The 14,045-nt window shown below is 57.9% G+C and carries 13 protein-coding genes and 1 tRNA gene; 9 read left to right on the top strand and 5 right to left on the bottom strand.

Features of this window, described 5'->3' with window-relative positions:
• Positions 1 to 34 precede the first annotated feature (34 nt).
• Positions 35 to 1,534, top strand: a complete 1,500-nt coding sequence (gene glpK / locus RAC79_RS21415) for a glycerol kinase GlpK (protein WP_142845572.1) — start codon at positions 35 to 37, stop codon at positions 1,532 to 1,534.
• A 5-nt stretch (positions 1,535 to 1,539) separates the two neighbouring features.
• Here the strand turns inward: glpK and RAC79_RS21410 are convergent, their stop codons facing one another.
• Positions 1,540 to 2,400, bottom strand: a complete 861-nt coding sequence (locus tag RAC79_RS21410; RefSeq protein ID WP_142845571.1) for a LysR family transcriptional regulator — start codon at positions 2,398 to 2,400, stop codon at positions 1,540 to 1,542.
• A 98-nt stretch (positions 2,401 to 2,498) separates the two neighbouring features.
• Here RAC79_RS21410 and RAC79_RS21405 point away from each other — a divergent pair, with 98 nt between their 5' ends.
• On the top strand, positions 2,499 to 3,518 hold the full coding sequence (locus tag RAC79_RS21405) for a bile acid:sodium symporter family protein (RefSeq protein WP_078052179.1): 1,020 nt from the start codon (positions 2,499 to 2,501) through the stop codon (positions 3,516 to 3,518).
• Positions 3,519 to 3,584: 66 nt separating this feature from the next.
• Here the strand turns inward: RAC79_RS21405 and hspL are convergent, their stop codons facing one another.
• Positions 3,585 to 4,067: a heat shock protein HspL gene (hspL, locus tag RAC79_RS21400; RefSeq protein ID WP_065656653.1), complete on the bottom strand. Its 483-nt coding sequence runs from the start codon at positions 4,065 to 4,067 to the stop codon at positions 3,585 to 3,587.
• 380 nt (positions 4,068 to 4,447) lie between these two features.
• Between hspL and RAC79_RS21395 the strand changes: the two genes are divergently transcribed.
• A complete protein-coding gene (locus tag RAC79_RS21395; RefSeq protein WP_174040129.1) occupies positions 4,448 to 5,389 on the top strand; it encodes an alpha/beta fold hydrolase in 942 nt (313 codons plus the stop codon).
• A gap of 21 nt (positions 5,390 to 5,410) precedes the next feature.
• Here RAC79_RS21395 and hisN read toward each other — a convergent pair whose 3' ends face one another.
• Together hisN and RAC79_RS21385 are read right to left on the bottom strand one after the other, a co-directional pair.
• The gene (hisN, locus tag RAC79_RS21390; RefSeq protein WP_065656651.1) at positions 5,411 to 6,187 is read right to left on the bottom strand and encodes a histidinol-phosphatase; all 777 of its coding nucleotides are present in this window, start codon (positions 6,185 to 6,187) and stop codon (positions 5,411 to 5,413) included.
• A gap of 319 nt (positions 6,188 to 6,506) precedes the next feature.
• Entirely contained in the window at positions 6,507 to 7,391 is an 885-nt protein-coding gene (locus tag RAC79_RS21385; RefSeq protein WP_065656650.1) for an N-formylglutamate amidohydrolase, read from the bottom strand.
• Between the two features lie 182 nt (positions 7,392 to 7,573).
• Between RAC79_RS21385 and cpdR the strand changes: the two genes are divergently transcribed.
• The 6 genes from cpdR to RAC79_RS21355 all read left to right on the top strand — a co-directional run bounded on the left by cpdR (position 7,574) and on the right by RAC79_RS21355 (position 13,730).
• Positions 7,574 to 7,936, top strand: coding sequence for a cell cycle two-component system response regulator CpdR (cpdR, locus tag RAC79_RS21380; protein ID WP_003497910.1), 363 nt, complete (start codon positions 7,574 to 7,576; stop codon positions 7,934 to 7,936).
• A gap of 81 nt (positions 7,937 to 8,017) precedes the next feature.
• Positions 8,018 to 8,092 (top strand) — tRNA-Val (locus tag RAC79_RS21375).
• A 329-nt stretch (positions 8,093 to 8,421) separates the two neighbouring features.
• Positions 8,422 to 10,017 (top strand): peptide ABC transporter substrate-binding protein, encoded by a 1,596-nt coding sequence (locus RAC79_RS21370; RefSeq protein WP_104679769.1) that lies wholly within the window; start codon positions 8,422 to 8,424, stop codon positions 10,015 to 10,017.
• Between the two features lie 54 nt (positions 10,018 to 10,071).
• On the top strand, positions 10,072 to 10,995 hold the full coding sequence (gene oppB, locus RAC79_RS21365) for an oligopeptide ABC transporter permease OppB (RefSeq protein ID WP_035265000.1): 924 nt from the start codon (positions 10,072 to 10,074) through the stop codon (positions 10,993 to 10,995).
• On the top strand, positions 10,988 to 12,118 hold the full coding sequence (locus tag RAC79_RS21360) for an ABC transporter permease (RefSeq protein ID WP_174040128.1): 1,131 nt from the start codon (positions 10,988 to 10,990) through the stop codon (positions 12,116 to 12,118). Before oppB ends, RAC79_RS21360 begins: the two co-directional genes overlap by 8 nt.
• Position 12,119: 1 nt before the next feature.
• Complete coding sequence (locus RAC79_RS21355; RefSeq protein WP_174037105.1) at positions 12,120 to 13,730, top strand: ABC transporter ATP-binding protein; 1,611 nt, start codon at positions 12,120 to 12,122, stop codon at positions 13,728 to 13,730.
• A gap of 89 nt (positions 13,731 to 13,819) precedes the next feature.
• Here the strand turns inward: RAC79_RS21355 and RAC79_RS21350 are convergent.
• Positions 13,820 to 14,045, bottom strand: a 226-nt coding sequence (locus RAC79_RS21350; RefSeq protein WP_374997521.1) for a TOBE domain-containing protein, incomplete at its 5' end; no start/stop codon positions are given.

The raw sequence follows: 14,045 nt of genomic DNA, 5'->3' as shown, positions 1-14,045 counted from the left end.
GCCCCGGTCATTGCGTCTGAAAGGGAGTAGCATGATGGGCGGTTATATTCTGGCGATCGATCAGGGAACGACATCGACACGGTCGATGGTCTTTGATCGCGACATGCGGGTCATCGGTGTCGGACAGCGAGAATTTCCGCAGCATTTTCCGGCCTCCGGCTGGGTCGAACACGATGCCGAGGATATCTGGAAAAGCGTGCTCGAAACCATCCGGCTGGCGCTTGCCGATGCCGGCATCGCCGCCTCCGATATCGAGGCCATCGGCATTACCAACCAGCGCGAAACGACCGTGCTGTGGGACCGGAACACGGGCGAGGCCGTGCATCGGGCCGTGGTTTGGCAGGATCGCCGCGCTGCTCCCGTCTGCGAGGAGCTGAAAAGAAGGGGGCTGGAGCCGCTTTTTTCGAAAAAGACCGGTCTGCTGCTCGATCCCTATTTTTCCGGCACGAAGCTGAAATGGCTTCTCGATAGTGTCAGCGGCCTTCGCGAAAAAGCCGTCAAGGGCGAAATCTGCTTCGGCACGGTCGATAGTTTCCTGATCTACCGTCTCACCGGCGGCCGCCGCCATGTGACCGACGCCACCAATGCCTCGCGAACGCTGATCTACAATATCGAGGAAAATGCATGGGACGATGAACTCCTGTCGATCCTCGATATCCCCCGCGCCATGCTGCCGGAGGTGCTGGATTGCGCCGCCGATTTCGGCGTGACGGATAAATCGCTTCTGGGCGCGGAAATTCCGATCCTTGGCGTCGCCGGCGACCAGCAGGCAGCCGTGATCGGCAATGCCTGCTTCGAGCCGGGCATGATGAAATCCACCTACGGCACGGGCTGCTTTGCATTGCTCAACACCGGCACGGATCGCGTCGCCTCCACCAACCGGCTGCTGACGACCATCGCTTACCGTCTCGACGGCGTCACCACCTATGCGCTGGAAGGCTCCATCTTCATTGCCGGTGCCGCCGTGCAATGGCTGCGCGATGAGCTTGGTTTCATCTCGGTCGCTTCCGAGGTCAGCGCGCTTGCGGAAAAGGCCGACGCCAATCAGCGTGTTTATCTGGTTCCGGCCTTCACCGGCCTTGGTGCACCCTACTGGGACGCGGAGGCGCGTGGCGCTATTTTCGGGCTGACGCGTGGCACCGGTCCGGCGGAATTCGCCCGCGCGGCGCTGGAAAGCGTCGCCTATCAGACCTTCGATCTGCTGGACGCCATGCGCAAGGACTGGGCGGGTGACAATGGCAAGACGGTGCTCCGGGTCGATGGTGGCATGGTCGCTTCCGATTGGACCATGCAACGGCTGGCGGATATTCTTGCGGCACCCGTCGACCGGCCGGTCTTCCTGGAAACGACCATTCTCGGAGCGGCCTGGCTTGCCGCCTCACGCGCCGGCATCTGGCCGGATCGCAAGGCCTTTGCTGAACATTGGCGGCGTGACCGCCGTTTCAGCCCCGCAATGGAAGAGGCTAAACGGAAAGACGCCATTGCCGGCTGGCGTGACAGTGTCGGCCGCTGCCTGTCGCGGCGGGAGAATTGAACAGGCTATACGAAACTGCCGGGTGCGATGCTCTTGCTGGAAACGAGATCGGAAAGGGCGCGCACCAGCTTCGCATCCGCGCCCTTGCTCGGCTGAAGCACAAATTCCACGTCCTCCAGCGGTGGTAGCACGCCTGCGGCAATCTCCTTCAGACCTGCCGGCGCCATGCTGCGCGGCTGCACCAGAATGCCCATGCCCGCTCTTGCCGCAGCGGTCAGTCCGCTGAGACTGCCGCAGGTGCAGACGATCCGCCAGGCGAGGCCGGCCCGGTCTAGCGCCTCCTGCGCCGCCTTTCGGGTGATGCTCGGCGGCGGAAAGGCAATCAGGGGCAGGGCGTCCGGCTGGTTCAGCATTCGCTCCGGGTCGCGCGCTAGCCACACGAGCGGTTCGCGGTAGAGAAAGTGCCCGAGCTTGTCGCCGAGACGGCGTTTGGCAAGCACCACATCCAGTTCGCCATTGTCCTGCATCTGGTAAAGCACGCCGCTCAGCGAAACCGTCAGTTCCAGATCGACGAGGGGATAAAGCCGGATGAACTCTTCCAGAATGGCGGTCAGCCGGCTGGCGACGAAATCTTCCGAAACGCCAAGCCTCAGCCGTCCGCGCAGACGGTTCTCGCTGAATAGCGATGACACCTTGCTGTCGATTTCCAGCATGTTGCGGGCGTAACCCAGCAGCGCCTCACCTTCGCCCGTCAGTTTCACCTGATGGGTGCTGCGGGCAATCAGCCGGCGGCCAAGTACGGCCTCAAGCCTTTGAATATGCTGGCTGACAGTGGACTGGCCAATCCCCAGCCGTTCGGCCGCCAGCGTGAAGCTGCCGGTCTGCTGAAGCATCACGAAGCTGGCAAGATGTTGAAGGTTCAGCATTATCCTGAATCGCGATAACTGTTAATCTTTGCATCGGAATTCATGATGAGCGATAGTAGCGCGCGTTTCAAGCAAAACCGATGCCGGAAAGATCTCCCATGACCCGCTTCCTACCTGATCGCTTCACCATGATGCTGGTGGCCACCGTGATTTTGGCCTCCATTTTGCCGATCAGCGGTGAGCCGGCGGAGTACTTCGGGCTGGCGACAAAACTCGCGATCGCTTTGTTGTTCTTCCTCCACGGCGCGCGGCTTTCCCGGGATGTGGTGATTGCCGGTATCCTGCACTGGCGCCTGCATCTGGCGATCCTTCTCGTGACCTTCGGCCTGTTCCCGCTGCTCGGTGTGGCAATCGGCTTCATTCCCGAGAATATTCTGCCTGCGCCGCTTTATATGGGCGTGTTGTTCCTCTGCGTCCTGCCATCCACCGTGCAGTCCTCCATTGCCTTCACCTCCATGGCGGGCGGAAACGTGCCGGCTGCGATCTGTTCGGCCTCCGCTTCGAATATTTTCGGCATGTTCCTGACCCCGCTGCTGGTCGGTCTGCTGTTTACGGTGGGGGGCCATGGCGGTGGATTTTCGCTGGATGCGTTCCTGCAGATCTTCCTGCAGCTGCTTTTGCCCTTCATCGTCGGTCAGGTGCTGCAGCCGTGGATCGGCGACTGGATCAGGGCGCGCAAGAAACTGCTGGCTCCGGTCGATCGCGGCTCCATCTTGATGGTCGTTTATCTCGCTTTTTCCGATGCGGTCATCGAAGGCATCTGGCACACGTTTTCGCTCAGGGATATCGGTGTGGTCATTGTCATCAATATCCTGCTGCTGGCGCTTGTCCTGTGTGTGACGATGTTCGGCAGCCGTTTGCTGGGTTTCGATAAGGCCGATGAAATCACCATCACCTTCTGCGGCTCGAAAAAGAGCCTCGCCAGTGGCGTGCCCATGGCGGGCGCGATTTTCGCCGGCCAAAGCATTGGTGCAATCGTCCTGCCGATTATGCTTTTCCACCAGATCCAGCTGATGGTCTGCGCGGTGCTGGCCCAACGTTATGCCAGAAAGGCCCATGAAAAAGCGGCCATATCGGAAGCCGCTGCCGCAGAAGGTGCGGTAGTCTCCACCCGCTGAAGAACGAATTTTCATCAAACAAAAACGGCCCCTTTACGGGGCCGTTCGTTTGAGGTCCGGATCGGTTTAGTTGACCTGAGCCGGCGAAATCTGGGCTTCGATGGTCTTCGGCGCATCGGCGCTGTCGGACGAGATCGCAATGCGGCGCGGTTTCATGGCTTCGGGAATATTGCGGACGAGATCGATGTGGAGCAGGCCGTTCTTCAGGGAAGCGGTCTGGACCTCGACATGGTCGGCAAGCTGGAAGCGGCGCTCGAAAGCGCGGGTGGCAATGCCGCGATACAGGAACTCACCTTCGGATGACTTCTCATCTGCGGCCTTCTCGGCCTTCACCGTCAGCGTATTCGCACGGGATTCGATGCTGAGTTCAGTTTCATCGAAACCGGCAACGGCCATGGTGATGCGATAGGTGTTTTCGCCGGTCCGCTCGATATTGTAGGGCGGATAGGACTGGGCCTGTTCGGGCTGGCCGAGGCCGTCAAGCATCGAAAAAAGACGGTCGAAGCCGACGGTGGAACGATAGAGGGGGGAAAAATCAACGTGACGCATGGTGTCCTCCTTAAGAAGCGACTGTTTGCGGTTAAGCCCGGCGTCCCGTTCTGGCAACGGCCGGACATGTGGCGCGGTCCCGTTCTGGCGACCGCATGAATGAGATGGGAATGGCCTGCCGCTGCGTCAAGGGGGGCGTGAAAAGGCGAAAGCAACATGAACCATGGCTGAACGTCAGGTTCCGGCATCGTTCAGTTTGAGAGCCATAAAACATCGGTCATCGGAGACATTCTCCGTGGACAGAAGCAATAACGTCCCTTCTTCTTCTGTCTTATTCGCCGGAACCGCGACTGCTTTAACCGACGGTTCCGGCAATTTTTTCTTTGACCTTCCCGCGCCGCCGACCTATCCCGAAAAGGCAGAAAAGCCGGAAAAGACCGATGATCGAAGCCACATTGCGCGAGAGCGAAGACAACCCGGTTCCCGGCAACCATACCGTTGGATATTTTACCGGCGATCGCGGCAAACAGCTTCGCTATGCGATCTTTCGCGCCAGCCGCCAGGTGGCTCGCGGAACCGTGGTTCTGCTGCATGGCAGGAACGAATGTATCGAGAAATATTTCGAAACGGTTAGCGATCTCACCGCCATGGGTTTCTGGGTTGCGACCTTCGATACGCGCGGGCAGGGCGGTTCCGAAAGATTGCTGAAAAAACCGGGTGCCGGGCATGTGCGGCGGTTCTCCGACTATCAGCGTGATATCGGCCTTTTTCTCGAACAGGTGGTGTTGCCGGATACGCGGCTGCCATTCTTCATGATCGCGCATTCCACCGGCGCGCTTGCAGCGCTTGCCGCCGCACCCGGCCTGTCGAACCGGATCGACCGTCTGGCGCTTTGTTCGCCTTTCATCGAGCTGGACAGCCAGCAATCCGTCCCCTCATCCGTCATTCGGGCGGTGGCGACGGCTTTAAGTCTCGTTGGCCTTGGGCGGGTGCAGCTCGGCAAGGATCAGCGCGAGCGGGATTTCGACGGCAATCCGCTCACCTCGGACCCCAGACGTTTTAAAAGAAATCTCTCGCTGCACAGGCAGTTTCCGGAACTTTTTATCGGTGCGCCGACGGCGCGCTGGGTGTATGAGGCGCTGAAGACCATGGGACGGGTGGTCCGTCAGGATCATCTGACGAATATCACCATTCCGACCCTTATTCTGGCGCCGATGCTGGATACCATCACGCCCTATAAGGCGCAGGAGGAACTCTCACGCAATTTCCGGGCAGCGCAGCTTCTTCCGATCACCGGTGCGCGCCACGAATTGCTGCATGAGCGTGACGTTTTCCGCAAACAGGCGCTGGCGGCCATCGACGCGTTTTTCGCGCCGGAGTGATGGCCGCTTAAGCGCGCTGCCTCAGAGTTTTGAGAGAATGGCGAGCGCCTGTTCGTGCACTGCCTTTGAGCCGGCTGCGAGAATGCGGCCGCCATTTTCCGGACGCCCGCCATCCCAGGTCGTCATAATGCCGCCGGCCTGCTCGATGACAGGGATCAACGCGCCGACATCATAGGGCTTCAGGCCGGATTCGATCACCAGATCGACGTGGCCGGCTGCAAGCAGGCAATAGGCGTAACAATCCACGCCGTAGCGGAAAAGGCGAACCTGATCCTGTACCTTTTCATAGAAGGGCTTTTCTTCCGCAGTGAAGATATGCGGGGTAGTGGTGAACAGCACCGCATCCGACAAAGACGCGCAATCACGCGTCCGGAGTTTCTTTTCGCCGTCGGGCCCGAAATACCAGGCTGTCTCGCCATCGGCGAAATAGCGCTCTTTCGTGAAAGGCTGGTCCATGATGCCCATGGAGGCGCGTCCGGCCGACTGGAAACCGATCAGCGTGCCCCAGACCGGCACGCCGGAAATGAAGGCGCGGGTGCCATCGATCGGGTCGATGACCCAGATATGCTCGCGGTCGAGACCGATATTGCCGTGTTCTTCGCCCAGAATGCCATGCTGTGGAAACCGGGCCTCGATCAGGGCGCGAATGGCTGTTTCTGCGGCCTGATCGCCTTCCGTCACCGGATCGTAGCCGCCATCCTCTTTGTTGGCGACGGCAATGCCCGTGCGGAAGCGGGGAAGCGTTTCTGCGCTGGCGGCATCGGCAAGTTTGAAGAAGAAATCCCGGTCGGGCAGCATGCGAAACCTCATTGCCTGAAAATTGGGTCTGAATTCTATGCGGCAATGCATAGACCGGAATCGCATCCGCCGTCCACTCATACGAATGAAGGCGCCGGTGTTTCCATATTTTCAGCATAAGCCTAAAAAATATGCATAAAATAAAATGATTGACAATTGTGCAATTACTGCGTAGCGTGATCCTACAGTCTTTGACTGTAAATACCCTCCTTGGGTGTTTCCTCCCTAGACTTGACCGCGCCAAGGCGCGGTTTTTTTTGTCCGGCGGGCCGCCAGACCGTCCGGGATAAAAGATTGAAATAGCGGATGATTCGAGCTGCTATTCGGCAGCGAGCGACGTTTCTATCGCGTATTCGGAAACGAAGGCGCCGAGCTGGCGCATGAAGATTTCAAGCGACGCCTGAATGGCGGGAAAATCGGCTTTTTTCAAAAGCGTCTTTTCATCCACGTAAAGCGCCCGGTTGATCTCGATCTGCAGCGCATGGAGAGAGCGGATGGGCCGGCCATAATGTTCGGTGATGAAGCCGCCGGCATAGGGTTTGTTGCAGACCGCGACGAAACCCAGTTCCTCAAGGAAATGCAGCGCGGCGCGGGAGACTTCCTGGGATGCGCTGGTGCCGTAGCGATCGCCGATGATTACATCCGGCCTCAGATTCGAGCCGGCAACGCGGATATTGCCCGGCATGGAATGGCAGTCGATCAGCACCGCCATTCCGAAATTGGCGTGGGTGCGAGACAGCAGGCGGCGCAGGCAGGCATGATAGGGCTTGTAGATCGTCTCGATCCGCGAAAGCGCCTCGTCGACCGGCAGGCGGTGGGCATAGATATCCATATTCTCGGCGACGATGCGCGGCACCGTTCCCAGGCCACCTGCGACCCGCATGGAGCCGATATTGGCATAAGGCGGAAGCGTGCCTTCGAACATGCGGGGATCGAGCTCGTAGGGCTCGCGATTGACGTCCAGATAGGCGCGCGGGAAATTCGCTTTGAGAAGCGGCGCGCCGATCTCCGGTGCCGCCGCGAACAGCTCGTCGACGAAGTGATCTTCGGAGCGGCGGATCTCGTGCGAATCGAGCCTTGCCGATTCCAGGAAGGAGATGGGGTAGCAGCGGCCGCTATGGGGGGAATTATAGACGAATGGCAGGGTTTGAACGGCAGGTTCCGTTACTTCAAACAGCTCATATTCACCCGTTATCCAGTCCATTCAGGGTCATTTACCATGTCGCAAAACTATCAGGATGTTCATGTTGCCAGTTACGGCGCGGCAAGTCCATACTATCGCCCAATCAGCGCTATACCGATTCACGCGTTCACAGGATATTTACCGTGAAAATCCTATAATCGGGCTAGGGTATTCCAAACATTGAGTAGTTACGGTCACTTATGATGAATCAGAAAATTCTTCTCGCTGAAGACGACAACGATATGCGCCGCTTCCTCGTCAAGGCGCTGGAAAAAGCCGGTTACAAGGTTTCTTCCTTCGACAATGGCGCCAGCGCCTATGACCGGCTTCGCGAAGAGCCCTTTTCGCTTCTGCTGACCGATATCGTCATGCCCGAAATGGACGGCATCGAGCTTGCGCGGCGCGCGACCGAACTCGACCCGGACCTGAAAGTCATGTTCATTACCGGCTTTGCAGCCGTTGCGCTGAATGCCGATTCGAAGGCTCCGAAGGACGCCAAGGTGCTTTCCAAGCCGTTCCATCTGCGCGATCTGGTGGATGAGGTCAACAAACTCCTTGTGGCGTAAGGCCTCTCAAAAAACCTTCACAAAACCGAAAAAAAGCAGTTGACGCATGAACCGGTTTTGTGGTCTATCCGCCGCCACGGAGGGCGTGTAGCTCAGCGGGAGAGCACTACGTTGACATCGTAGGGGTCACAGGTTCAATCCCTGTCACGCCCACCATCCGAATTCTTAAGTATCAAGGCCTTGCGAGAGATCGCAGGGCCTTTTTACATAGTGGCCCCCAGCGAGTGACACTTGCGTCTGCCTTACCGTCTTCGATGCCACGCGGTTCGTAGATAAGGTTCGTATCGCGCAGGTCTTTCACGACAGAGCAACACCCGGGTTGCGATTTTCGCGCCGGGGGTATTCAGAACAGTTGTCCACAGTCCTGGCATTGAAAGAGCACCGACGAGGTCAAGGCTTCCCATCAACTCACAATTTATTGTTGTTGCGCTTCGGAGCAATATCGCCTTGTTTGTAGACTCAAAATCTTCACGGGGAGAGAAACGATGTCCATAACAACAACAACTCGCGCCACTCTGCTGGTAGGATCGCTTCTGATTGGGGCGAGTTCTGCACTTGCAGAAACAGTTCTACACCGCGGCAATGCCGGGGAACCGCAGACGCTCGATCAGGCGCAGACCTCCATCAACATCGAAGCCTTTATCCTGAAAGACCTTTATGAAGGTCTCACCATTTACGATGCCGCCGGCAAGATCGTTCCCGGTACGGCGGAAAGCTGGACACTGTCTGAGGATGGCACCGTCTACACGTTCAAACTGCGTGCGGATGCGAAGTGGTCGGATGGCACGCCGGTAACGGCCGGAGATTTTGTGTTCTCCTACCAGCGCGTCGAAGATCCAAAGACTGCAGCAAAATATGCAAATATTCTTTACCCGATCAAGAACGCCGAAAAGATCAACAAGGGCGATGTTCCGGTTGACCAGCTTGGCGTCAAGGCGGTGGATGACAAGACCCTTGAGATCACACTCGAGCGCCCGACACCTTTCTTCCTTGAACTCCTTTCTCACCAGGCGGCTCTGCCAATCTCCAAGGCAAGCTACGAAAAGAATGGCACCGACTTCGTAAAGCCCGGCATCATGGTCTCGAACGGCGCCTATAAACTCGAAGCGCATGTTCCCAATGACAGCTTGACGGTCGTCAAGAACACCAGTTTCTGGGATGCATCCAACACCAAGATCGACAAGGTCATCTTCTACCCGATCGACGATCAGGCCGCATCCGTTCGTCGTTTCGAAGCAAAGGAAATGGACCTCGCCTACAACTTTTCCGCGGATCAGATCGACCGTCTGCGCAAGGCCTATGGCGAACAGGTTCACGTTTCGCCGACGCTTGCCACCTATTACTACACCTTCGATACCCGCGAAGCGCCGTATAATGACGTCCGTGTCCGCCAGGCGCTCTCCATGGCAGTGGACCGCGATTTCCTCGCCAAGGAAATCTATAGCGGTTCTCAGATTCCGGCCTATTCCATGGTTCCTCCGGGCATGGATTCTTACAAAGAGCCGGCAAAGGCCGACTTTGCCACGCTGTCTCAGCTTGATCGTGAAGACGAAGCCCTCAAGCTCATGAAGGACGCTGGTTACGGTGAGGGCGGCAAGCCGCTTTCCATCGAAATCCGTTACAACACCAACCCGAACCATGAACGCGTCGCGACGGCTATCGCTGATATGTGGAAGAACACTTTCGGCGCGAAGGTGTCGCTGGTGAACCTCGACGTCGCCTCGCACTATGGTTACCTTCAGGAAGGCGGCAAATTCAACGTGGCGCGTGCCGGTTGGGTTGCCGACTATGCGGATGCCGAAAACTTCCTCGCGCTTTCGGTATCTTCCAACAAGACCTTCAACTATTCCAAGTTCAACAACGCCGAATATGACGCGCTGATGCAGAAGTCCTACGACGAGAAGGATCCTGCCGCTCGCTCCAAGCTCCTGCATGAGGCAGAAACCATCCTCATGAAGGAACAGCCGGTTGTTCCGCTTCTGACGCAGGCCGATCTCTGGCTGGTTTCCAACCGCGTCAAGGGTTGGGTCGACAACGCTGCCAACGCACACCTCAGCCGCTTCCTGAGCGTTTCCGAATAAGCAGCGTCGGCACGGTGGCTCACACCACCGTGCCATGCCGGAGCCCGAAAAAGCATGATCTCGTTTATCCTGCGCCGTTTGGCGAGTGCGGTGCCGACGTTGTTTATCGTCGTCACGATTTCGTTTTTCCTGATGCGTTTCGCACCGGGCGGTCCGTTCAATCTTGAACGTCCCCTGCCGCCGCAGACGATGGAAAACCTGATGAGAACCTATCATCTGGATGAACCATTGTGGCGCCAGTATCTCATCTATCTCGGCAATGCCGTCACCGGCGATTTCGGTCCGAGCTACGTCTACAAGGACAATACCGTCGCGCAGTTGATCGGCAAGGGTCTGCCCTACTCCCTGGAACTCGGCAGCTATGCTCTTTTGCTGGCGCTGGTCGGCGGCGTTCTTGCCGGCACTCTCGCCGCGCTCAGGCAGAACAGTGCCTTCGATTTCTCGATCATGTCGATTTCGACGGTCGGCGTTACTGTGCCGAACTTCGTTGTCGCACCCGTTCTCACGCTTGTCTTTGCCGTCATACTCGGGCTTCTGCCCGCCGGCAGCTGGGGCGACGGATCGCTGCGATATCTCATCCTTCCGATGATCGCGCTCGCTTTGCCGCAGCTTGCGGTCATCGCGCGTCTGACACGCGGCGCAATGATCGAGGCTTTGCGAATGGACCACATCCGCACCGCCAAGGCTTACGGCCTTCCAGCGCGCAACGTGGTGGTATTCCACGCCATGCGCGCGGCGATGCTTCCGGTCGTTTCCTATCTGGCTCCGTGCGCCGCAGCACTGCTGACGGGTTCGGCCGTCATCGAGACGATCTTCACTATTCCGGGTGTGGGCCGCTACTTCGTTCTTGGTGCGATCAATCGTGACTATACCTTGGTGATGGGAACCGTCGTTCTCGTCGCCATTTTTGTCATCCTTTTCAATCTCGTGGTCGATATTCTCTACGGCCTGCTGGATCCGAGGGTCAGACATGACTGATATCCCCGGCAATATTGCCCCTCAACCATCGGTGAAAAGCCGAAGCCTGTTCCAGCTGGCAGCCCTGCGTTTCAAACGAAACAAGGCCGCCATGGCAGGTTCCGTCATGCTGCTGCTGATCACGCTTTTCTCGTTCATCGGCCCGCATTTCCTCACGCACACCTACGATCAGGTGTTCTCGTCCTATGTCTCCGTCCCGCCGAGCCTTGAGCCACGCCCGGATGTGAACAACCTGCAAGACGTGATGGAGGGCGTTGCCAGCCGGGCGCGCGTCGAGCTGAAGGAATTCTCCGTCGAAGGGCAGGCCTTCACGGCAACCGTCACCTCCAGCAGCACGATTGACCCGCGCACCACACGCTATTTCGACCGCGCCAACGAATTCGAAAATACGAAGGTCATCGCCACAGAAGATGAGGGGCGAACGCTGAAGCTGGAAGGCGACGTCAACCGCGAATACTTCTTCTTCGGCACGGATTCCAACGGTCGCGACATGCTGGCGCGCGTGATGCTGGGTGGGCAAATCTCAATCGCCGTCGGCGTTCTCGCCAGCCTCGTTTCGCTCGGAATCGGCGTTCTTTACGGCGCAACTGCGGGGTATATCGGGGGGCGTGTCGACAATGTGATGATGCGTTTCGTCGAAATCCTCTATTCGCTGCCCTTCGTCTTTCTGGTGGTCGTGCTGGTGGTGTTTTTCGGCCGCAGCTTCATCCTGATCTTCCTGGTCATCGGTGCGGTGGAATGGCTGGACATGGCGCGTATCGTCCGCGGTCAGACGCTTGCCCTTAAACGGCGGGAATTTGTGGGCGCCGCACAGGCCTTGGGTTTGAGCGACTGGCAGATCATCCGCCGTCACATCATCCCGAATACGATCGGGCCCGTCGTCGTGTTCGTTACGGTCGTCGTACCCAAGGTCATTCTTCTGGAAAGCTTCCTCTCCTTCCTCGGTCTTGGCGTGCAGGCGCCGCTGACGAGCTGGGGTGCGCTGATTTCCGAAGGTGCCAACAATATCCAATCGGCCCCATGGCTACTGATATTTCCGGCGATCTTCTTCGTACTGACCCTGTTTTCGCTGAATTTCGTGGGTGACGGGTTGCGTGATGCACTCGATCCCAAGGATCGTTGACATGAATACGACATCTGAAACCATTCTGACCGTCCGTAATCTCAAGGTCGATTTCACGACGCCGGACGGCACGGTGAAAGCCGTCAAGGGCATCGATCTTGACGTCAAGCAGGGTGAAACGCTTGCCGTTGTCGGAGAATCCGGTTCCGGCAAAAGCCAGACCATGATGGCCATCATGGGGCTGCTGGCATCCAACGGCGTTATTGAAGGCTCGGCAAAATATCGCGGACGCGAGCTGATCGGTCTGCCGGTCGGCGAGCTGAACGATATCCGGGGTGCGAAAATCACCATGATTTTCCAGGAGCCGATGACCTCGCTCGATCCTCTCTACCGGATCGGCGCGCAAATCGCCGAACCTATCCTGCACCACAGGGGCGGCAGTAAAAAAGAGGCGCGCGCCCGCGTTCTCGAACTGCTGAAGCTCGTGGGAATTCCCGAGCCGGAGCGGCGCATAGACAGCTATCCCCATGAACTTTCCGGTGGCCAGCGCCAGCGCGTCATGATCGCCATGGCTCTCGCGAATGAACCGGATATTCTGATTGCGGATGAGCCGACCACTGCGCTGGACGTGACGATCCAGGCGCAAATCCTCGACCTCCTGAAGTCGTTGCAACAACGCTTCGGCATGGCCATCGTCCTGATCACGCACGATCTTGGCGTGGTCCGCCATTTTGCCAATCGTGTGGCTGTCATGCGCCGTGGCGAGATTGTCGAGTCCGGTACGACGGAAGATATCTTCGATCGCCCGCAGGCGGATTACACCAGGATGCTTCTCGACGCCGAACCCAAGGGACACAAACCGGCAATTAGTACAGAGGCGCCGGTCGTGCTCTCCGGCCAGGGCGTGACGATCGATTATACAATTCCTGGTGGCTTCTTGTCGAAGTCTCGCAGGTTCCGAGCCGTAGACGGCGTCAATGTCAACCTTCACCAGGGACAGACCATAGGCATCGTCGGTGAGTCCGGATCAGGCAAGTCCACGCTCGGTCGTGCGCTTCTGCGTCTAATTGTGGCAGATGGCCGTATTTTCTTCGACGGGAGGGAAATTACCGGACTTGATCGGAAGGCAATGCGGCCATTGCGGCGGCGTTTGCAGCTTGTGTTCCAGGACCCCTATGGCTCGCTTTCGCCAAGACAGACGGTCGGAGAGATCATCACGGAAGGCCTGTTTGTGCATGAGCAACGGCTGAGCAGAGCGGAACGGGACAAGCGGGCAATAGAAGCACTGAAAGAAGTCGGTCTCGATCCCGCCGCTCGCAACCGTTACCCTCACGAGTTCTCGGGCGGACAACGTCAGCGTATCGCAATCGCCCGCGCAATCATCCTCAAACCGGATGTCGTCATTCTCGACGAACCCACATCCGCACTGGACCGATCCGTTCAGGGACAAGTTATCGATCTGCTGCGTGATTTGCAGAAGACGCATGGCCTTTCCTACATCTTCATCAGCCACGACCTTTCTGTCATCAAGGCGATTTCGGACTACGTCATCGTCATGAGAAACGGGAAGATTGTGGAGGAAGGAGAAACGGACGCCATATTCAACAGTCCGACGGCTGAATATACCGAAACACTCATCAAATCTGCTTTTTCAGTGGAGGCGGCACCATAGATTATCGCACGGCCGTGGCAGACCCTCTCTGGCCCTGCGCCGCGATTTCCGCGACGGTTCTATACGCACGCTTCCGGTTTTCATCGACGCTAGTTGAGGCGTTGACTGGTTCTGGCATCGAACAGGTGGATCGATGCCAGATCCGGCTGAACCTGGATGGTTGCGCCCGGCTGCGCTTGGACGCGCTCGCGGAAGACACCGATGACCTGGTGATCGCCGATCATCATCGTGACCTGCGTTTCCGACCCCATCGGCTCCACCAATAAAACGGTTGCGGTGAGGCCATGGTTGACCAGTTCGAAATGTTCCGGGCGG

Source organism: Agrobacterium sp. LR_9 (genome assembly GCF_041954855.1).
Taxonomy (GTDB): Bacteria; Pseudomonadota; Alphaproteobacteria; order Rhizobiales; family Rhizobiaceae; genus Agrobacterium; species Agrobacterium leguminum.
Note: the sequence above shows the minus strand (reverse complement) of the source record. Positions and strands in the feature narration are given on the sequence as shown.